We start from the raw sequence: 22,367 nt of genomic DNA, 5'->3' as shown, positions 1-22,367 counted from the left end.
AAGTCAGCCCTTCGAGAATCGGGAGCCGTGACGGGGTTCCGCTCAGGAGATCCCGAGTTCCCTGTCGATCAGGTCGAACATGTCCTCGTCGGAGGCGGTGAGCAGTTCCTCGTCGACCGCCGTCCCTGGCTCTGGGTCCGGGTCTGGGTTCTTCGGGTCCGGGTTCGGGTTCGGGTTCGGGTTCGGGACCGGTGGGGGTCCGGGGTGCTGGGCGGCGTCGCCGGCCGTGTCGTCCGGTGGGGCGGAGGCCGTCCAGGTGTCCAGGAGCGTGCGCAGCGCTTCGGTGAGTGCGTGACGTGCGGCGGGGTCGGTGGCCTGCCGGTAGGCGGCCGCCAGCTGGTCGACGCCGGGGGCGGCGACCGTGGGCGCGTTGGTCGGTGCGTCCGCCGGTGCCGATGCCGTGGCCGGGGGCAGGAGTTCCGTCTGTAGGTGGTCGGCGAGGGCGTTCGGCGTGGGGTGGTCGAAGACGATCGTCGCCGACAGCCGGGTACCGACGGCCGTACTGAGCCGGTTGCGCAGTTCCACCGCGGTCAGGGAGTCGAAGCCCATGTCGCGGAAGGCGCGGCCCGCCTTGACGGTGTCACCCGGGCCGTGGCCCAGGACGGCACCGACATGGGTGCGGATCAGGTCGACGAGCTTGCGGCGGCGCCTGGCCTCCGGCAGCGCGGCGAGTTCGGCCAGCAGAGTGGCGGCGGCCGAGGTGGCGCCCTCCTCCGGAACGTCGTCGCGCCGCCCGGCGTCCCGCGCGGCGAGGAGGTCGCGCACCTCGGGCACCTCGTCGAGGAGCGGGCGGTGGCCCCGGGCGCAGTAGGCAGGGAGGAAGCGGTCCCAGCGGATGTCGGCGACGACCAGCGTGCCCGCAGGACCGCTGCCGCCGGTCACCGCGCGGACCGCGAGGCCGGGGTCCATGGCCGGGACGCCACGGCGCAGCAGCTGCTCGCCGACCGCCTCGTCGACCATGCCGCCGCCCGCCCAGGCGCCCCAGGCGATCGAGGTGCCGGGCAGTCCCCGGGCACGGCGCTGTTCGGCGAGTGCGTCGAGGTGGGCGTTGGCGGCGGCGTACGGGGCCTGTCCGCCGTTGCCCCAGACGCCGGCGCCGGAGGAGAACAGGACGAAGGCGTCCAGCGGGCGGTCGGCGAGGAGTTCGTCGAGGTGCCGGGCGCCGAGCACCTTGGCGCGCATCACGGCGAGGGCGTCGTCGGGCGTCAGCTCGCCGAGCGGGCGGGCCTCCTCGACCGCGCCCGCCGTGTGGACCACGGCGGTCAGGGCGGTACCGGGTATCTCGTCGAGCAGGGCGGCGAGTTGGGCGCGGTCGGCGACATCGCAGGCGGCGACGGTCACCTCGCAGCCCGATTCGGCGAGTTCCGCGCGCAGTGCGGCGGCTCCGGGGGCCTCGGGACCGCGCCGGCCGGCCAGGACCAGGTGCTCGGCACCGGCCCGCGCGAGGAAGCGGGCGACGTGCGCACCGAGGGCGCCGGTGCCGCCGGTGACCAGGACGGTACCGCGCGGCTGCCATGCGTCGGCGGCCGTGCCGTCCCCGGACGGCGTACGGATCATGCGGCGCACGCTGATCCCGGCGGCGCGTACCGCGAACTCGGTCTCCCGGCCGCCGTCCGGCCCGGTCCCGCCGGCCAGCAGCGCGGGGAGACGGCTCACGGCGGTGCCGAGGTCTCCGGCGGGCAGGTCGACGAGGCCGCCGAAGCGCTCGGGTGCGTCCAGCCCGATCACCCGGGCCAGTCCCCAGACGGCGGCCTGTGCCGGATCGGGTGCCGGGTCGTCGGCGCCGGCCGCGACCGCGCCCCGGGTCAGGCACCACAGGGGGCCGGTGATCCCGGCGTCCTCCAGGGCCTGGGCCAGGGTCATCGTGGCGAGGAGGCCGGCGGAGGCGATGCCGTGGGCGCGCTCGTCCGGCTCGCTGTCCGGCACCGGCAAGGAGACGACACCGGCCGGCGGTACGTCCGCGGGAAGCGCCCCGCGCAGCCGGTCGGCCAGGTCGGCTCGGCTGCCGGACCCGGGTACGGCCAGTTCGACGGCGCGGGCGCCCGCGGTGCGCAGGGCGTCGGCGGTGGCGGCCACCAGGCCGTCCTCGTCCTTGTGTCCCTCGGGCACGACGACGAGCCAGGTCCCGTCCAACCGCGGCGCGAGCGAGGCCGGTTCGGGCTGCGGGCGCCAGACGACCCGGTAACGCCAGCTGTCCAGCGTCGAGCGGTCCCGGCGGGCGCGGCGCCAGGAGGAGAGGGCCGGTACGACGGCCTCGAGCGACTCGGAGTCCGGGAGACCGAGCGTCTCGGCGAGGGCCGCCACGTCACCGCCCTCGACGGTCGTCCAGAACTCGTCGTCGACCGGATCGGCGGTGGCGGTGGTGGCCGTGGGCTTCGGGGCGTGCAGCCAGTAGCGGTGGTGCTGGAAGGGGTAGGTGGGGAGGTCGGTGCGGCGGGGACGGGTGCCGTCGAAGACGGGGGTCCAGTCGACGGCGATACCGTGCGTCCAGGCTTCGCCGAGGGAGGCGTGGAGGCGGGTCAGACCGCCCTGGCCGCGCCGCAGAGTGCCGGTGACCAGGGCTTCTACGCCCGCCGACTCGACGGTCTCCGCGACGGGGACGGTGAGCACCGGGTGCGGGCTCATCTCCAGGAACGCACCGTGCGTGGCGGCCAGCTTCCTCACCGCGGGCTCCAGTTGCACCGTCCGGCGGAGGTTGGTGTACCAGTACTCCGCGTCGGTGACGTCCTGGTCGAGCCATTCACCGGTGACCGTGGAGAGGAACGGCACCTCGGGGACCCGGGGCACGATGGGCGCCAGGAGTGCCAGCAGCTCGTCGCGGATCAGCTCGACGTGCGCGGAGTGGGAGGCGTAGTCCACCTCGATGCGGCGGGCGCGGATGCCGTTTCCGTCGGCGTACGCGACCAGCTCGTCCAGCGCGTCCGCGTCACCGGAGACGACCACGGAGGTGGGCCCGTTGACGGCGGCGACGGAGACCCGCCCGTCCCAACGGGCGATCAGCCCTTCCACACCGTCCCGGGTCAGCGCGACGGACACCATCCCACCGCGCCCGGCCAACGCGATGATCGCCCTGCTCCGCAGCGCCACCACCCGCGCACCGTCCTGGAGCGACAGCGCCCCGGCGACCACGGCCGCCGCGATCTCGCCCTGCGAGTGACCGACGACGGCGGAGGGGCGTACGCCGAACGACTCCCACACCGCCGCGAGCGACACCATCACCGCCCACAGCACCGGCTGGATGACGTCCACCCGGTCGAATCCCGGAGCGCCCTCCGCGCCCCGCACCACCTCCACCAACGACCAGTCGACAAAGGCATCCAGCGCGGCGGCGCACTCCCCGAACCGGGCCGCGAACACCGGGGACGAGTCGAGGAGTTCGACCGCCATCCCCACCCACTGCGCACCCTGCCCCGGGAACACGAACACCACCGGCCCCGGCCGACCCGCAGTACCCGAGGCGACGACCTCCGACCCCACCACCACCGCACGATGCTCGAACAACGCCCGCTCGCTCAGCAGCGACCACGCCACATCCACCGGCCGCGCCTCCGCGCCCCGCAGATGCGCGACCACCCGCTCCGTCTGCGCGTCGAGCGACGCCTCCGAACGCGCTGAGACCAGCAACGGAACCACCGGATCCGTAGCCGGAGCCTCCGGCGGCGCCGCGGTCTCCGCCCCCTCCTCGATGATCACGTGGGCGTTCGTCCCGCTGATCCCGAACGACGACACCCCCGCCCGCCGGGGACGCCCGCCCTCCGCATCCCACTCCCGGGCCCGCCCCAGCACCTCCACGCCACCCGCCGACCAGTCCACGTAGGGCGACACCTCGTCGGCGTGCAGCGACCTCGGCAGGATGCCGTACCGCATGGCCTGCACCATCTTGATGATGCCGGCCATGCCCGAAGCGGCCTGCGAGTGGCCGATGTTGGACTTCACGGAGCCGAGCCACAGCGGCCGGTCCGCGCCGGGCCGTTCCTGGCCGTAGGTCGCGAGCAGTGCCTCGGCCTCGATCGGGTCGCCGAGCCTGGTGCCGGTGCCGTGGGCCTCGACCGCGTCCACGTCGGCGGCCGACAGACCGGCGTCGGCCAGCGCCGCCCGGATCACCCGCTGCTGCGACAACCCGTTCGGCGCCGTCAGACCATTGCTCGCACCGTCCTGATTGATCGCCGAACCCCGCACCACCGCCAGCACCCGATGCCCGTTGCGCCGCGCATCGGACAACCGCTCCAGCAGCAACACCCCCACACCCTCCGCGAGCGAGAAACCGTCGGCGGCGGCGGAGAACGACTTGCAGCGACCGTCGGCCGCGAGGGCCCGCTGCCTGCTGAAGGCGACGAACTGGCTGGGCCCGGACATCACCGTGGCCGCACCCGCGAGCGCGAGATCACACTCGCCGGTGCGCAGGGCCCGTACCGCCGTGTGCAGGGCGACCAGCGACGACGAACACGCCGTGTCCATGGTCACGGCCGGTCCCTCCAGGCCCAGGGTGTAGGCGATCCGGCCGGACGCGACGCTGGAGGCGGCGCCGGTGGCGAGGTAGGCCTGGCCCTCCTCGGTGGCCCGCAGATGGGCGACGTACTCCTGCTCGGTGAGGCCGACGTAGACGCCGGTACTGGTGCCGCGCAGGGACTTCGGGTCGAGTCCGGCACGTTCCAGGGCCTCCCAGGCGGTCTCCAGGAGGAGCCGCTGCTGCGGGTCCATGGCGAGGGCCTCGCGCGGGGAGATACCGAAGAACGAGGCGTCGAACTCGGCGGCGTCGTAGAGGAATCCGCTCTCGCGGACGTAACTGGTGCCGCTGCGGTCGGGGTCGGGGTCGTAGAGGGCGTCGAGGTCCCAGCCGCGGTCGGCCGGCATCGCCCCGATGACATCCGCCTCGTCCCGCACCACCCGCCACAGATCCTCCGGCGAACGCACCCCACCCGGGAAACGGCAGCCCATCGACACGATCGCGACCGGCTCGTCACCGGCGAGGGCCCTGCCCGTCACCGGTGCGGCGGCGGGCGCCGACTGCTCGGCGCCGAAGGCCCGTTCCGCCAGGAACCCGGCCAGCGCCGTGATGCTGGGGTGGTCGAAGACGACGGTGGTGGGCAGCTTCAGACCGGTGCTGCGGCCGAGGCGGTTACGCAGTTCGACGGCGGTGAGCGAGTCGAAGCCGAGGTCCTTGAAGGCGAGCGTGGTGTCGACGGCGGTCGCGCTGTCGTGGCCGAGGACGTCGGCGACCTGGCCGCTGACCAGTTCGGCCAGGGCGGCCGTACGGCCCGCCGTGTCCAGCCGGGCCAGGTCGCGCAGCAGGCCGGTGGCAGCCTCGGCGGCGGTCCCCGGATCGCTCTCCGGAGCGTTCTCCGGCTGTGCCTCGGGGAGTTCGGCGAGCAGCGGGCTGCGCCGGACCGAGGTGAAGACCCCGGCGAAGCGCCGCCAGTCGACGTCGGCGACGGCGACGGCCGTCTCGTCGTGGTCCAGGGCCTGCTGGAGGCCGGTGACGGCGGTGTCCGGGTCGATGACCGGCACACCGCGGCGGCGCAGGACGTCCTGGATCTCCTCCGCGATCATGCCGCCGCCCGCCCAGGGTCCCCAGGCCACGGACAGCACGGGCACCCCGGCGGCGCGGCGTTGCGCGGCCCGCGCGTCGAGGACGGCGTTGGCGGCGGCGTAGGCGCCGTGGTCGGCGACGCCCCAGGTGCCGGAGATGGAGGAGAAGTAGACGACGGCGTCGAGGCCGGCCGGGTCCAGTACGGCGTCGAGGTGGTCGGCGCCGAGCACCTTTCCGGAGAGGGTGGCCGCGAGGTCGGCGGGGCCGGTGTCGGCGAGGGAGCCTAGGGCGCTGACCCCGGCGGCGTGCAGCACCGTACGGACCGGCGGCACGCCCTTCCCCTCCAGGTGCTCCAGCAGCGCGGTCACGGAGTCCCGGTCGGCCATGTCGCAGGCGACGACGGTGACCGGGATGCCCTGCTCCTCTATTTCCTGGCGGAGTTCGGCCGTACCGGGTGTGTCGGCACCCCGGCGCCCGGTCAGGACGAGGTGTTCGGCGCCGTTGCCGACCAGCCAGCGTGCCATCCGGGCGCCGAGGGCGCCGGTACCGCCCGTGACCAGTACGGTCCCGCGCGGTGTCCAGGAGCGGGGCGGGGTGGCGCCGCCGAGCGGGGCGCGGACCAGGCGGCGGCCGAGCACCGCGGTGCCCCGCAGGGCGACCTGGTCCTCGCCGCCGTCGCCCGCCAGGAGGCCGATGAGCAGGTCCGGCACGAAGTCGGCGGCTGCCTCGGGGAGATCGATCAGGCCGCCCCAGCGCTTGGGGTGTTCCAGGGCGGCGACCCGGCCGAGTCCCCAGACGCCCGCCTGGACGGGGGCGGCGGGCGCCGGTTCGTCGGCCGCGGCCACCGACGCGGCCACGGCACCCCGGGTGACACACCACAGCGGTGCCTCGGCACCGGCGTCGCCGAGTGCCTGCAACAGCGCCAGGCTCGCCGCCAGGCCCTGCGGCACAGAGGGGTGTTCGGGGTGCGGGTGCTCGTCGAGTCCGGTGAAGGAGAGCACCCCGCCGAGTTCGCCCTCCGCCGTGATCCGGGCGTGCAGCCGCTCCCGGTCACAGCCGTCGGCCGCCGTGTCGACGGTCAGCACGCTGACTCCGTCGGCCTGTTCGGTGACGGCGGCGAGGACGGCCAGGATCTGCGGGTCGTCACGGAACGTCTCGGGTACGACGACCAGCCATACGCCGCTCAGTCGGGCGCCGGTGGCCTCCGGGGCGGCGGGAAGGGGACGCCACGTGACGCGGTAGCGCCAGGTGTCCAGCGTGCTGCGGTCGCGGCGGGTGCGGCGCCAGGAGGAGAGGGCCGGTACGACGGAGCCGAGCGTCTCGGAGTCCTCCGGGAGGCCGAGGGTGCGGGCGAACTCGGCGAGGTCGCCCTCCTCGACGGTCTTCCAGAAGGCCTCGTCGACCGGGTCGGCGGCGGTGGCGGTGGCGGGCTTCGGGGTGTCCAGCCAGTAGCGGTGGTGCTGGAAGGGGTAGGTGGGGAGGTCGGTGCGGCGGGGACGGGTGCCGGCGAAGACGGGGCTCCAGTCGACGGCGATACCGTGCGTCCAGGCTTCGCCGAGGGAGGCGTAGAGGCGGGTCAGACCGCCCTGGCCGCGCCGCAGAGTGCCGGTGACCAGGGCCTCTACGCCCGCCGACTCGACGGTCTCCGCGACGGGGACGGTGAGCACCGGGTGCGGGCTCATCTCCAGGAACGCACCGTGCGTGGCGGCCAGCTTCCTCACCGCGGGCTCCAGTTGCACCGTCCGGCGGAGGTTGGTGTACCAGTACTCCGCGTCCGTGAGAGCCGACTCCACCCACTCCCCCGTCACCGTGGAGAGGAACGGCACCGTCGGCTCCAGCGCAGTGATCGGCGCCAGAACCTCCAGCAACTCCTCCCGGATCAGCTCCACATGGGCGGAGTGGGAGGCGTAGTCCACCTCGATACGACGGGCGCGGATGTCGTTGCCGTCGGCGTACGCGACCAGCTCGTCCAGCGCGTCCGCGTCACCGGAGACGACCACGGAGGTGGGCCCGTTGACGGCGGCGACGGAGACCCGCCCGTCCCAGCGGGCGATCAGCCCTTCCACACCGTCCCGCGTCAGCGCGACGGACACCATCCCACCCCGCCCGGCCAACGCGATGATCGCCCTGCTCCGCAACGCCACCACCCGCGCCGCGTCGTCCAGCGACAAGGCACCGGCAACGGCCGCCGCCGCGATCTCACCCTGGGAATGCCCGATCACCGCCGACGGCGACACGCCGAACGACTCCCAGACCGCCGCCAGCGACACCATCACCGCCCACAGCACCGGCTGGATGACGTCCACCCGGTCGAAGTCCCGCCCCTCCCGGACCACTTCCACCAGGTCGAAGTCGACGAAGGGCGCCAGCGCCGCCCCGCACTCCCCGAACCGGGCCGCGAACACCGGGGACGAGTCGAGGAGTTCGACCGCCATCCCCACCCACTGCGCACCCTGCCCCGGGAACACGAACACCACCGGCCTCGACCGCCCGGCGGTTCCGGAGGCGACGACCTCCGACCCCATCACCACCGCACGATGCTCGAACAACGCCCGCTCGCTCAGCAGCGACCACGCCACATCCACCGGCCGCGCCCCGGACTCCTCCCCATGGGACACCAGCTGCTCGACCTGCCCGCTCAGGGCGTTCTCGGAGCGTGCCGAGAGCAGCAACGGAACCACCGGATCCGTACCCGTGGCCTCCGGAGCCTCGGGCGGTGCCGCGCTCTGCTCGCCCTCCTCGATGATCACGTGGGCGTTCGTCCCGCTGATCCCGAACGACGACACCCCGGCCCGCCGGGGACGCCCACCCTCCGCATCCCACTCCCGGGCCCGCCCCAGCACCTCCACGCCACCCACCGACCAGTCCACGTAGGACGTGGGGTCGTCCCCGTGCAGTGACCTGGGCAGCAGCCCCTCCCGCAGGGCCTGCACCATCTTGATGACACCGGCGACGCCCGCCGCCGCCTGGGTGTGGCCGATGTTGGCCTTGAGGGAGCCGAGCCACAGCGGCCGGTCGGCCTCGCGCCCTTGCCCGTACGTGGCCAGCAGTGCCTGCGCCTCGATCGGGTCGCCGAGCTTCGTGCCGGTGCCGTGCGCCTCGACCGCGTCCACGTCGGCGGCCGACAGACCGGCGTCGGCCAGCGCCGCCCGGATCACCCGCTGCTGCGACAACCCGTTCGGCGCCGTCAGACCATTGCTCGCACCGTCCTGATTGATCGCCGAACCCCGCACCACCGCCAGCACCCGATGCCCGTTGCGCCGCGCGTCCGACAACCGCTCCAGCAACAGCACCCCCACACCCTCGCCCCAGCCGGTGCCGTCCGCGCTCTCCGCGAACGGCTTGCAGCGGCCGTCCGCGGCGAGACCGCGCTGCCTGCTGAACTCCACGAACATGCCCGGACCGCTCATCACGGTGGCGCCGCCCGCGAAGGCGAGGGAGCACTCGCCGGACCTGAGCGACCGTACGGCCATGTGCAGGGCGACCAGCGACGACGAGCACGCCGTGTCCACGGTCACCGCCGGGCCCTCCAGGCCCAGGGTGTAGGCGATGCGGCCGGAGGCGACGCTCGCCGAGACGCCGGTGAGGACGTGGCCCTCCACCGCCTCGGTCGCTTCGTGCAGCCGGGGCCCGTACTCGGGGGCGGTCGCCCCGATGAACACACCGGTCGCGCTGCCCTGGAGGGTGTCCGGGGTGATTCCGGCGCGCTCCATGGCCTCCCAGGCGGTCTCCAGGAGGAGGCGCTGCTGCGGGTCCATGGCGAGGGCCTCGCGCGGGGAGATACCGAAGAAGGAGGCGTCGAACCCGGGTGCGTCGTGCAGGAATCCGCCTTCGCGGACGTAGCTGGTGCCGCTGCGCTCGGGGTCGGGGTCGTAGAGGGCGTCGAGGTCCCAGCCGCGGTCGGCCGGCATCGCCCCGATGACATCCGCCTCGTCCCGCACCACCCGCCACAGATCCTCCGGCGAACGCACCCCGCCCGGGAAACGGCAGCCCATCGACACGATCGCGACCGGCTCGTCGGCCGCGGTGCCCCGGGCCGACACCCCTGCGGAGGTGTCGGCGGTGCCGCCCTCGCGGGCCGCGTCGAGATGGCGGGCCAGTCGGGCGGGGGTCGGGTACTCGTACACGACGGTGGCGGGCAGCCGCAGTCCGGTGGCCCGGTTGAGGCGTTCGCACAGCTCGACGGCGGTGACCGAGTCGAGCCCGAGCTCCTTGAAGGTCCGGCCGGGGTCCACGGCCTCGGCGTCGGCGTGCCCGAGAACGGCGGCCGCGCCCTCCTTCACCAGCCGCAGGCTGTCACCGGGCTCCGCGCCCCCTCCCGAGAGGGGTGCCGGCGAGGAGACCGTGGGAGCCGCCGCCGCGACGGGTCCGACGGATCCGACGCCCTCCTCCACCCAGTACCGCCGCCGCTGGAACGCGTAGGTGGGCAGCGCGACCCGCCGCGGTTCCCGCCGTCCCTTGCCGGTGAACGCCGGGGTCCAGTCGACGTCGGCGCCGCTCGCCCAGAGTTCCCCGAGCGAGGTGTGGAAGCGGGCGAGTCCGCCCTCGCCGCGCCGCAGGGTGCCGGTGACGAGGGCGGGTCCGGTGTCGCCGCCGACGGCCGCCAGGGTCTCCTTCACCGGCACCGTCAGCACCGGGTGCGGGCTGACCTCGACGAACGTGGTGTGTCCCGCGGCGGTCAGGGCGCGCAGGGCGGGTTCCAGGAGCACGGTCCGGCGCAGGTTGGCGTACCAGTAGGCGGCGCCGGTGGCGGCCGGCTCCAGCCACTGCCCGGTGACCGTCGACATGAACGGGATCCCGGGGGTGCGCGGGACGATCGGGGCGAGCAGGCTCAGCACCTCGTCGCGGACCGCTTCGACGTGCGCGGAGTGGGAGGCGTAGTCGACGTCGATACGCCGTACGCGTACGTCGCGGCGTTCCGCCTCGGCGGCGAGGGCGTCGAGGGCGTCGGGTTCACCGGAGACCACCACGGAGCCGGGGCCGTTGACGGCGGCGACGGAGATCCGGCCGTCCCATACGGCGATGAGGTCGCGGGCCGCCGCCTCGGGCAGAGCCACGGACATCATGCCGCCGAGGCCCTTGAGGGCGACGAGGGCCCGGCTGCGCAGGGCGACGGCCAGGGCGCCGTCGGCCAGGTCGAGCGCGCCCGCGACGACGGCGGCGGCGATCTCGCCCTGGGAGTGTCCGACGACCGCGGCGGGCCGCACGCCGTACGACTCCCACAGCGCGGCCAGTGACACCATCACCGCCCACAGCACGGGCTGGACGATCTCCACGTCGGAGCGGTCGAGGGAGGGTGCGCCGGGGTCGCCGCGCAGGACGGCGGTGAGCGACCAGCCCACGTGCGGGGCGAGGGCGGCCTCGCACTCGGCGATCCGCCGGGCGAACACCGGTGCCGTGTCGAGGAGTTCGACGGCCATACCGAGCCACTGGCTGCCCTGCCCGGGGAAGACGAACACCGGACGGCCGGTGGTGCCGGACGCGGCGGCGGGGCCCGCGGGGACGGCGAGCGCGAGCTGCCGCAGGATGTCGGCGGCGTCCGTGCCGGTGCCCACGGCGCGGTACGGGAGGGGGGTCCGGGTGGTCAGCAGGGACCAGCCGACGTCCAGGGGGTCGGCGCCGGCTGCGGGATGCGCGGCGAGCTTCTCGGCCTGGGCGCACAGGGCTTCGGGGCTGCGGGCGGACAACAGCCAGGGCACCGCCGGGCGTTCGGCACCGGAGACGAGCGTGTCGCCTGACGCCGGCGTGTCGCCCGACGGTGTGGGAACCAGGGCCTGTTCGAGCACCAGGTGGGCGTTGGTGCCGCCCATCCCGAAGGCCGACACGCCCGCCCGCAGCGGCCGTCCGGCCTGCGCCGGGATCCACTCGGCGGTCTCCAGCTGGACGCGCAGGCCGAGTCCGGCCAGGTCGATCGCGGGGTGGGGGGTGGTGTGGTTGAGGGTGGGCACGAGGTGCCCGTGGGCGAGGCAGAGGACCACCTTGAGCAGCCCGGCGATCCCGGCCGCGCCCTCCAGATGGCCGATGTTGGTCTTCACGGAGCCGACGGACAGCGGGGCGGTACGGGCGGGGTCGGTGCCGAGGGCGGCGCCGAGCGCGGTGGCCTCGACGGGGTCGCCGACCCGGGTGCCGGTGCCGTGCAGTTCGACGTAGTCGACGCTGCCGGGGGCGACGCCGGCGCGGGCGTACGCGCTGCGCAGCACGGCTTCCTGGGCGGCGGCGTCGGGGGTGGTGAGGGTGGCTCCGGTGCCGTCGTTGTTGACGGCACCGCCGCGGATGACGGCGTACACGTGGTCGCCGTCGCGCCGGGCCAGGGACAGCGGCTTGAGGACGACGAGACCGGCACCCTCCCCCCGCACGAACCCGTTGGCGCGGGCGTCGAAGGTGTGGCACAGGCCGTCGGGGCTGAGGCCGCCGAACTCGGCGAGGGCCAGGGTGCTTTCAGGGACCAGGTTGAGGTGGACGCCGCCGGCGAGGGCGAGTTCGCACTCCCCGGCCCGCAGGCTGTCGCAGGCGAGCTGGACGGCGACGAGCGCGGAGGACTGGGCGGTGTCGACGCTCAGACTGGGGCCGCCGATGCCCAGGGCGTAGGAGAGGCGGTTGGCGATGAGGCCGCGGCTGAGACCGGTGGTGGTGTGGTGGCCGACGCCCGCACTGCCCTGCCGGTGCACGAGACCGGCGTAGTCGGCGGCGTCGGCACCGATGAACACGCCGGTGGCGTGCGGGAGCCGGGCCTGCGGGAGGGCCGCGTTCTCCAGGGCCTCCCAGCCGAGTTCGAGGACCAGCCGCGCCTGCGGGTCCATGGCCTGGGCCTCGCGGGGCGAGATCCCGAAGAAGCCGGCGTCGAAGTCGCCGGGGGCGTCGAGGAATCCGCCGCGATACGGGACGGAGGTGCTGTGGCCCATGACGTCGCCCTCACCCGCGGGGCGGCGGTCGCCGGGCGCGTCGGTGAGGGCGCTGCGCCCTTCGGTGAGCAGGCTCCAGTACGCGTCCGGCCCGTCGGCGCCGGGCAGCCGGCAGGCCAGCCCGACCACGGCGACGGGTTCCACGGACGCGTCGGCGACGAACTCGGCTCCGGACCCGCCCCCGGGCTCGGCCGCGCGCGCGTCCTCGCCCACGGTCTCGTGGGCCGGAACGGGGCTCTGGGCGGCGGCGTCCGCGGGTACCGGCTCGTTCATGGATGGCACTCCAAACACCAAGGCGACGGGGTCGGGGCAGCCCTCACGGTGGCACGGCGTCCGGCGCGCTCAGCGCTCCTGCCAGGTGCTCTAGGGGAATTTCTAGGCCCTGCCCACCGGGTCGGCGACCGGCGCCCGGGGGCCCTCGGACCTGCGCCATAGCGGGCGCGGGAGGGTCCGGGCAAGGGGGGCAAGTCTAGGCGTATGCCCGAACTCGGCACGGCACCCTCGTACGGCGGCGGTCGACTGCCGTGAGCCCGCGCGGGCACGCCGGCCGCCCGGACGGCCGTCCGTACCGCCGGACCCGCGAGTCGTCGTCGACGCACCCCGAGCACTTGAGCGAGATGAGCGAGATGAGGCGGATGCCATGACCGCGACCGACCTGGTGCTGTCGCCCGGCACCTCGGCTCCTCCCCTGCTGTCCCGGCTTGCGGTGTCGGCGGCGGCGGTCGAGGGCGGGGTGATGAGCAACGCGGAGATGTTCACCTGGCTCGCCGAACGGCAGGCCGAGCAGCAACAGCACGTGGAGCGCGTGCCGTTCACGGCGCTGCGCGGCTGGCGCTTCGACAACCGGACCGGCGACCTGCGGCACGACAGCGGCCGTTTCTTCTCGGTGCGGGGCCTCACGGTGAAGTCGGACTTCGGGCCGGTGCGCTCCTGGCAGCAGCCGATCATCCAGCAGCCGGAGATCGGCATCCTCGGCATCGCCCTGCGGGACTTCGACGGCGTACCGCATCTGCTGATGCAGGCGAAGTCGGAGCCGGGCAACGTCAACGGCGTGCAGCTGTCCCCGACGGTGCAGGCGACGAAGAGCAACTACACGCGCGTGCACGGCGGTTCGGCGGTGCCGTATCTGGACGCGTTCCGCAGGCCGGACCCCGGGCGGGTGGTCGCGGACGTGCTCCAGTCGGAGCAGGGCTCCTGGTTCCTGCACAAGCGCAACCGCAACATGATCGTGGAGGTCGGCCCGGAGGTGCGGGCCGGGGACGACTTCGCCTGGCTGACGCTCGGCCAGGTCAATCTGCTGATGCGGCACGACAACGTGGTGAACATGGACGCCCGTACGGTGCTGTCCTGTCTGCCGGACTGGCGGGGCGCGGACGACGGCCCGGCCGGCGACGCCGGCTGGTCGCTGCACCCGGACCGGGAGATCCGTACGTGGATCACCCGGCGGCGCGCGGAGCACGAGGTCGTGGTCGCCCCGATCCCGCTGGCGCAGACGAACGGCTGGCTGCGCACCCCGCACGCGGTGACGCACTGCAACGGGCTGTATTTCGACGTCGTCGCCGTGGACGTGTCCTCGCGCGGCCGTGAGGTGCCCGCCTGGACGCAGCCGCTGCTGGAGCCCCGGGGCATGGGCGTCGCGGCGCTGTTCGTGAAACGGATCGACGGCGTGCCGCACGTGCTGCTGCGCGCGCGGGCCGAGCCCGGGTTCCTGGACGTGGTGGAGCTGGGCCCGACGGTCCAGTGCGTGCCGGAGAACTACGAGCACCTGCCGTCGGAGGACCGGCCGCCGTATCTCGCCGAGGCCCTGGAGCGGCGCGCGGGCGCCCGGTACGACGTGGTGCTGTCGGAGGAGGGCGGCCGGTTCCGCAACGCCCAGAGCCACTACATGATCGTCGAGACGGAGCGGGAGTTCCCCGCCGTCTCCGACGAGTTCCGCTGGCTGACCCTGCGTCAGCTCGACGAACTGCTGCGCTACAGCCACCATTTGAACGTCCAGGCAAGGACGCTGGTCGCGGCGCTGAGGACGCTGTGAGCACGGCGGGAACGGCTCCGCGAAGGCCCGCCACGCCCGGCACCGCCACGCCTGGCACCCCTGGCACCGCCGGCACCCCCGGTACCGGTCCGGTGCGGATCGGCGCGCTCGGCACGTCGTCCATCGCGGCCCGGCGGGTGCTGCCCACGGCGGTGGCCACGCCGGAGGTCGACCTGGTCGCCGTGGCCGGGCGGTCGGCGCGGAAGACGGCCGGGTTCGCCGAACGGTTCGGCTGCGCGGCGGAGACGGACTTCACGGCGCTGCTGGCCCGCCCCGACATCGAGGCGGTGTACATCTCCACGCCCACCGCGCTGCACCACGTCTGGGCACGGCGCGCGCTGCTCGCCGGCAAGCATGTGCTGGTCGAGAAGCCGATCGGCGTGAACGCCCACGAGGCGCGGGAGCTGGCGGACCTCGCCGAGGCGCGCGGTCTGGTGCTGCGGGAGAACTTCATGTTCCTGCACCACCCGCAGCACACCTACGCGGCGGACCTGTTCCGGCAGGGGCGGCTCGGCCGGGTCACCACGCTCCAGGCCGCGTTCTGCATCCCGCCGCTGCCCGCCGACGACATCCGCTACACGCCCGGCATGGGCGGCGGCGCGCTGCTCGACGTGGGCGTCTATCCGCTGCGCGCGGCCCAGTTGCTGCTGGGCACCGGACTGCGGGTGCTCAGCGCGGTGCTGCGGGTACGCGAGGAGGACGGGCTCGATCTGTCGGGCCAGGCACTCCTGGCGTCCCCGGACGGCGTCCTCGCCGAGGCGACGTTCGGCTTCGAGCACGCCTACGCGTCGACGTACACCCTGTGGGGTGACCGCGCCCGGCTCACGGTGCCGAGGGCGTTCACACCGCCGCCGGCGTTCCAGCCGGTGCTGGTGCTGGAGGAACAGGACCACGAGGAACGGTTCACGCTTCCGGCCGCCGACCAGCTGCGCGGCTGCCTCACCTCCTTCGCCGCCGCGGTACGCCGGGGCGACGCGGGCAGCGGCGCGGCCGAGGCCGCGGCGCGGGAGTCGGCGGTGGCCGGCATGGAGCTGGTGGACGCGGTGCAGAAGGAGGCTGTACGGGTGCCGGTGTCCCAGGACGCCGGCAGGGAAGAACGCAACAGACCTGCCGTCACCGTCCCGAGCAACTGAGCCGTCCCGGCCCGGCCCCGCACTCCGGGGCCGGGCACCGCGCCGTACGCCCGAGCCTGCCCCCGCACAGGAGCACCCTCATGGTTCCCCCCGCCCCGTCACCCGGCCCGTCCGCCTCACCCTCCCCCACCACCTCCGCCCCCGCCGCCGCACCCGCCGCACCGCCCGCCAAGGGCGGCTCCTGGGCGTTCGTCGTCACCGTCGTCTGCGACATCGTGCTGCCCGTCGGCCTGTACTACCTGCTGCGGGCCCTGGGCGCGGGCGAGCTGACCGCCCTGCTGGTGAGCGGCAGCGCGCCCGCCCTGCACACCCTGCACTCGGCCGTCCGGCACCGCAGGCTGGACGCGATCGGCATGTTCACGGTGTCGCTGCTCGTGGTGAGCGCCGTGGCGTCGCTGCTCACCGCGAGCCCCCGGATCGTGCTGGCGCGCAACAGCCTGTTCACGGCGCTCGCCGGAGGGTGGCTGCTGGTCACCCTGTTCACCGCCCGGCCCTTCACCTACCAGGCCGTGAAGGCGCTGCTGCCGGGCCGGGCCGGGGTGCTGGAGGGGCTGTGGGAAACGGACGGCGCGTTCCGGCGGATCTGGCGCGCGCTGACCGTGGTGTGGGGGCTCGGGCTGCTCGTGGACGCCCTGCTGCGTCTGGTGATGGCCTACACCCTGCCGGTGGACACCGTTCCGGCACTCGACGCGGCGCTGTACGCGGTCACCTGGGTGGTGCTGCAGGTCGTCACACAGATTTCGCTGTACCGATCGGGCACGTTCGCCAAGATCTTCCCCGAGGGGCTGCCCGGACGTGCGGGGACCGGGACGAAACGGGACGGCGGCTGAGGCCGGACCAGACTCCGCGGTCGTTTTTCATGATTCCTTTGCCCCTTGAAAAAAGGTTTAAGCAATAGTTCCGCAATGTCGGTCCATGTCCTGAAACCACCCATGTAGGTCCCGCGCGGTTCTTCGCCGCCCCGGTGTCGAGCAAACATTCGGACCCGGGCCGCGGCACCGCCTCCGCGGAAGCGCCCCGGGAAGCACTCCGGGAACCGCGCCGTCGCCGCGCCCCGCCGCCCGCCCCTCCCCCGCGGCGGGTTCTCGGCCCTGCCGGGCACACCGGCCCCCTGCGCCGCGAAGGCCGATGTGAAGAGGTCCGGCGCACCGGCCACGGCCCGTGCGGCCCGGACGGACCCGGCGACCCGGCGACCCGGACCGACCAGGCAGCCCTCACGGACCGCGCGGAGCGCGTGACGCAGGGGCACGGTCCACTCACAGGTTTAGCCCGGTGGAATATCCGTGCGCCCCGGTCCGGGGGGCCGCCGCCGCTACAACCGGCCGCACGCCGAAAGGGCGAGAACACGGGCGGCATCGGCGGCGGACCGCGCGCGCCCGGCCGCGATTCCCCGGCGTACGGCTTCCCGGCTTGGCACGCTCCGTCTACTGTGCCCCAACTTCCTTGGCGGAAAGACCGGTTCGCACACGCCCGCGAGGAACGCACACATGCTTGAGACCAAGTCCAGACCTGCTCGAAAATCGCTTGAATAGAGGAGGAGGAACGCAGATTTCCGACACTTTCAGCGCCCGCCCCACCCGGCTGCTCGATGCACCTGTTGCCGGAGCACCGGCTATTCGGGGGCTTCACCACCTATCGGGGAATTCCCCTACACCGACTCGCCCGCACCCATGCCCACCTGCACTTCCTGCCATGCACCCACCGGCCAGCACCGACCGCTTGGAACGCACCTGACGATTGCGCCAGCCTGCGGGGGCAGCCGCAACGACGAAGGAGGCCCCGTGCCGCACGGGACCAAGACCACGGGAGACCGCCGACCGGGCGCCCGGGCATCCGGACCGGCCCTCCTGACCGAGGAACTGGAACACACGCACACGAGCGCCGGGCTGGTGCTGCTGTCCGGCGAGCCCTGGACCGGCAAGACCCGGCTGACGCTCGAACTGGCCCGCGCGGCCCGGCGCCGGAGCTGGACCGTGGCCTGCGGCAGAGCGGCCCGGAACAGCACCGCCCGCCCCTTCCACGCCGTGGTGGACGCCCTGGACGACCAGCTCGCCCGGCTCGCCGCCACCCGCCCCGCCGCCCTGGCCCGGCTCGGCGCGGCCCGTCTGAACGCACTGGCCCGCGTCTTCCCGGCGCTCGGCGGTCCCCTGGACGGCCCGGGGGACCTCGACGTCCACGCCGTCGTGCGGGCCCTGGGCACGCTGCTGGAGCATCTGGCGGGCGAGACGTACGGGCGGGGGCTGCTGCTGGTCCTGGACGACGCGCACCGCGCCGGACCCGAGACGGCCGAGCTCGCCGACCACCTGCTGCGTCATCCGCCGCGGGCTCCGCTGCTGACGGTGCTCGCGTTCCGCGGCGGCGGCCCGGCCGCGCGCAGGCTGGCCGCGCTGGCCCATCCGGAGGGCGCCGCGCGCCACATCGTGCTGCGGCCGCTGCCCCGGCACGAGGCCGCGGCGCTGCTGCCCGCCGGGCTGAGCCCGCTGCGCCGGGCGCTGGTGCTGCGGGACGCGGCCGGGGTGCCGGGACTGCTGCGGGTGCTGTCCGACGGCGCGGAAGCGGAGGACGGGGCGGCCGTGGAGGGCACGGACGGCATGGCGGCCCCGGACGGCACCTACGGCGCATACGGTGCCTACGGCACGGACGGCGCCGACGATGCGGGCGTCCCGCACGGCCCGCGTCCGCCCCACCCCCCGTACGCCCCCTACAGCAGCCTGGAACTGACCTGCGGGCCCTGCCCGTTACCCCTGTCGGCCACCGCACCGGACCTGGGCCCGCTCTCCCCGCCGGCCCGCGCGGCGGCCCTGGCCGCGGCGGCGGTGGGCGACCCGTTCACCCCGGAGGCGGTGGCCGCCGTGACCGGGCTCGGCCTCGGCGAGGCGCTGTGCGCCGTGGACGAGCTGTGCGCCGAGGGCATCGCCGGACCGGACGGCGTGAGCGGGCTGTTCCGGTTCCGCCGGCCCGTGCTGCGCTCGCTGCTGCACCGCGCGGCGGGGGAGACGTACCGGCGGGCGGCGCGGGACCTGGCGCGCGCCCGGCCGACCGGCGGCGACCGGGCCGACGCCGAGGTCGCGGCGCTGCTGGAGGCGGCCGTGCCGCCCACGGCCCGGGAGGCGGAGCGGCTGGCGGCATGGGCCCGGGAAGCGGTCTTCACCCAGCCCGCGCGGGCCGCGTGGGCGGCGGCCAGGGCGGCCCAGCACCCCGACCCGCCACCGGGCGTACGGCTGCTGCACTGCCAGGCGCTGGTGCTGTGCGGGCGCCCCGCCGAGGCACTCACCGAGTACGCCCGCCTGTGGCCGCGGACGGGCGCGGACGGCCCCCCGGAGGGGGCACCGCCCGGGACGGCCGAGACGCCGGCGGGGACGCCGCCCCGGGCCGCGGCCGGGCCGGAGACCGGCACCGCGGAGCAGTGGGCCGAGGCCGCCGTGTGGCGGGCCCGCGCACTGCGACTGCTCGGCGCCCGTGCGCAGGCCAGGCGGGTGCTGCGCGCGGTGCTCGCCCAGGACGGCGTCACCGGCGCGGCGGGCGCCGCGGTACGGGCCGAACTGGCCACGCTGCTGCTGGAGTCCGGGCGGCCGATGTGGCGGGCGGCGCTGTCCGCGGCCCGCCGCGCGGTGCGTTCCGTACCGGAGGGCGACGTGGCCGCGTACGGCCGTGCCCTGGCCCTGCTGACCGCCGCGCACGCGGCGGCGGGAGCGGAGGGGACGGCACGGGAACTGGCGGCGGAGACCGCTCCGCTGCTGAGCGGGCTCGGCCGTGCGGAGGCCGCCGTGGTCGTGGAGGCGTGGCTGCGGCTCGGCGAGAGTGCGGTGGACACCGGTGACCCGAGAGAGGCCCGCCGGTGTTTCCAGCACGGTCTCGATCTGGCGCTGCTGTACGGGCAGGGAAACGCGCTGGCTCCTTTCGCGCTGGCGCTGGCACGGCTGGGAATGAATTCCGGGCACCGTACTCCGGTGTGCCACGCGCGTCTGGCGGCGGCGGAATTCGACCGGCTCACGGCTTTCGAGGCGGCGGACGAGGCACGGGATCTGATCGAGACTCTGGAGAATCCGCCCGGAACGAATTCGGCGGGATCCGGTCCCGTCCCGCTGAGTGCCCGGGAGAAGGAAATAGCGAGCCTCATCGGACCCGGTCTCACGAATCAGCAGATCGCGGAACGCATGAAGATCAGCGTGAAAACGGTCGAGACGCACATGGGCCGTATCTTCAAGAAGCTCGGCGTGAAATCCCGTGCGCAGGTCGTCCTTTTCCTCTCGCTCACGGATTCCGAGGAGAAATCTCCGCCCGCACCGCGGGAACGGCCCGGCCCCGGGGCCGGGCCCGCGGACTGACCTCCCCGCCCGGCCTCGCCACCCGCCTCCCCCGCCCGACCTCCCGCCCCGCCCTCGCGGGCCGGTCCCGCGAGGGCCGTGACGCGGGCGGAACCCGGCGGGCGGCGGGCCCGGCGGGAGCGGGGCCCCGGCGCGGGACGGTCCGCCCCGCGCCCGCCCGCGACCTGCGGATCAGCCGGACGGCCCGCGGCCCCGCCCGCAGCGGAACAGGCCATCCGCCGTATGCGGCCGGGGCGCCCGGAACGCCCCTTCGTCATTGCGGCAGCAAATGCAGGATCGTTCCGGCGCCGCGCTCCGGCCATCGGCGCCCCGCGGACCCGGACGGATGCCGAAGCCGCAGGCACGGCCCTGCGGGACCGGCCGGCCGAACCGTTTCCGCGCTCGCCGGAGGTCTGCCGGACGGCCGCCGAAGGACCGTCCGGGAGCCGCCCGGGGGCTGTCCGGCGGCCGTCGGAGAGCGTCCCGGCGAGCGGTGCGTCCTTCTCGGCGCATCACGCCGGGGCAAACCGACCGACCATACGGTTAGGTGGTTTTCCGCCGGTGGTGGAGTGCACTCAAGGGGGTCCGGCGGCCGGCCGGGCGGCCGACAGCGTTCCGACAGGTACGGAGAAAGAGGCGAAAGCGCGCGACAGCCGAACAATTCACCCGAGGACTGCGGGCCGGACGTCCCACCGCGCGGAAAGGATCCGGACAGGGCCGAAAAGGAGCGCCCCCGGAACCACCGGGAGTCACCGGGAGCGACCCGGATCGAACCGGAGCGACCGGGAGCAACGCGGACGTCGCGGTACCGTCCCCCCGTCACCGCGGCCATGTTCGCCCCTGGAAACCCCCCGGGGTACCCGGTGCGGACGCACCCGCAGGCCCCGGCACGGTGAGAGCCGGACACGGGGCGGGCCAGGACCGGGCCACGGCACGACGAAGGCCCGCCGCGGGAGGCGGCGGGCCTTCGTTCTTCTTCGTGGCCGGCTGTTCAGCGAAGCGGGGGCGGGACGTCACATCACGGACATGCGAGCGGGGCGGACCATGGTCTCGCCGGTCCGCCCTGTCACACTCGATGCATCAGCCCCACTGGTCGTCGGCGGGCGTCGCCACGAAGGCGGAATGCGCCGGTACGGCCATGGTCACCCCCGCCGCACCCCCCAGCGCATTGGTGGTCGTCGTAATCCCGACCCCGAGCGCACCGACGAATGCGGCGGCGGCCAGAAGTCCGGTCGTGATTCGCAGCGCGAGCTTGCTCATACCTACCCCTTAGTTCAACAGTTGGCCGGGCACTCACAAGACTCCATGAGCCGGGTTTTCAACCCAAGGGATTCCTGGTGTCGTAAAGTTGCCTGGCCAGAAGTTCCGTCGCGGGGGGAGGTGAGCCACCAATGCCGGAAAGTCCGCTCCCGGCAGGCACTTTCGCCATGCTGGACGACTCCGAGGCAAGCGCGTACCGCAATGCCGTGCTGCTGGGCCGCTTTGTCCGCGAGGAGATGGCGACCGCACTGGGTGTCTCGCTCGAAAAGGCCGCCCGTGTCGAGCGGCGCCTGATCGCGCTCAGCCTGCTGCGTCCCATGCCCGGTGAGCCGGACCTGCTGATACCGGTGAGCCCCGACACCGCGGTGGCCGACCTGGTGGGGCCGGCCGAGAGCCGCATCCGTGACCTCCAGCGGGAGGTCACCGACATCCGCAGCGCCATGGGCGCCCTGCGCTCCACGTACTTCGCCAGCCGGCAGCAGCGCAACCAGGCCGAGGCGTTCGACGTGATCAGCGACGTGCACGCCCTACAGGCCGTGCTGGACGAGCAGGGCGAGCGCTGCCGCAGCGAGATGCTCACCGCGCAGCCGGGCGGCGCCCGGCCCTCCAATCTGCTGGCCAACGCCCGGCCCAAGACCCTGGAGCGCCTCAACCGCGGGGTGCGGATCCGGCACCTCTACCAGCACACGGCGCGCAGCGACCTCGCCACCACGTCGTACGTGCGGGCGGTGACCGAGCACGGCGCGGAGGTGCGCACCACCGACGAGCTGATCGACCGCATCGTCATCTACGACCGTGAGGTGGCCTTTCTGCCCGAACCACCGGTGGACGGCAGGGCACGCGGGGCGGTGGTGGTGCGCGAGCCGACCCTGGTCGCGTTCATCTGCCGGGTCTACGAGCATCTGTGGACCGGGGCCACCCAGTTCACGCCCGGCGCCGAGGACAGCTCGGAGATCACCGACGACCTGAAGCGGTCGATCATCAAGCTGATGGCGCAGGGCTACAAGGACGAGCTGGTGGCGCGCCGGCTCGGCATGTCGGTGCGCACCTGCCGCCGTTACATCTCCCAGATCATGCTGAGCGTGGACGCCACCAGCCGTTTCCAGGCCGGGGTGAACATCGCCCAGGCGGGCCTGCACGACCTGACATGACGTGACGCGGCGTCCCTGTGGCGGCCCGGTACTGGCTGCCACGTCACAACCT

At 74.2% G+C, this 22,367-nt stretch carries 7 protein-coding genes; 5 read left to right on the top strand and 2 right to left on the bottom strand.

From position 1 onward, the window contains the following. Positions 1 to 42: 42 nt before the first annotated feature. Positions 43 to 12,705, bottom strand: a complete 12,663-nt coding sequence (locus tag ABZ862_RS32235) for a type I polyketide synthase (protein WP_360965954.1) — start codon at positions 12,703 to 12,705, stop codon at positions 43 to 45. A 367-nt stretch (positions 12,706 to 13,072) separates the two neighbouring features. Between ABZ862_RS32235 and ABZ862_RS32230 the strand changes: the two genes are divergently transcribed. The 4 genes from ABZ862_RS32230 (at position 13,073) to ABZ862_RS32215 (ending at position 19,925) form a co-directional block, all read left to right on the top strand. Beyond that, positions 13,073 to 14,464 (top strand): NDP-hexose 2,3-dehydratase family protein, encoded by a 1,392-nt coding sequence (locus tag ABZ862_RS32230; RefSeq protein WP_360965952.1) that lies wholly within the window; start codon positions 13,073 to 13,075, stop codon positions 14,462 to 14,464. Then, positions 14,461 to 15,597 (top strand): Gfo/Idh/MocA family oxidoreductase, encoded by a 1,137-nt coding sequence (locus ABZ862_RS32225; protein ID WP_360965949.1) that lies wholly within the window; start codon positions 14,461 to 14,463, stop codon positions 15,595 to 15,597. The genes ABZ862_RS32230 and ABZ862_RS32225 overlap by 4 nt, the downstream gene beginning before the upstream one ends. A gap of 80 nt (positions 15,598 to 15,677) precedes the next feature. Beyond that, positions 15,678 to 16,427, top strand: coding sequence for a VC0807 family protein (locus ABZ862_RS32220; RefSeq protein WP_360965947.1), 750 nt, complete (start codon positions 15,678 to 15,680; stop codon positions 16,425 to 16,427). Positions 16,428 to 17,378: 951 nt separating this feature from the next. Further along, positions 17,379 to 19,925 carry a LuxR family transcriptional regulator gene (locus tag ABZ862_RS32215; protein WP_360965945.1) on the top strand — a complete coding sequence of 849 codons (2,547 nt, stop codon included), beginning with the start codon at positions 17,379 to 17,381 and terminating at the stop codon, positions 19,923 to 19,925. 1,059 nt (positions 19,926 to 20,984) lie between these two features. Here the strand turns inward: ABZ862_RS32215 and ABZ862_RS32210 are convergent. Continuing rightward, positions 20,985 to 21,164 (bottom strand): hypothetical protein, encoded by a 180-nt coding sequence (locus ABZ862_RS32210; protein ID WP_360965942.1) that lies wholly within the window; start codon positions 21,162 to 21,164, stop codon positions 20,985 to 20,987. A 167-nt stretch (positions 21,165 to 21,331) separates the two neighbouring features. On the opposite strand from ABZ862_RS32210, the gene ABZ862_RS32205 reads away from it, so the two are divergent. Further along, positions 21,332 to 22,315, top strand: coding sequence for a hypothetical protein (locus ABZ862_RS32205; RefSeq protein WP_360965939.1), 984 nt, complete (start codon positions 21,332 to 21,334; stop codon positions 22,313 to 22,315). Positions 22,316 to 22,367: the final 52 nt, after the last annotated feature.

The sequence above is a fragment of the Streptomyces sp. NPDC047000 genome (assembly GCF_040644295.1).
In the GTDB taxonomy this organism is placed as follows: Bacteria; Actinomycetota; Actinomycetes; order Streptomycetales; family Streptomycetaceae; genus Streptomyces.
This window is presented reverse-complemented; position numbering and strand designations above follow the sequence as displayed.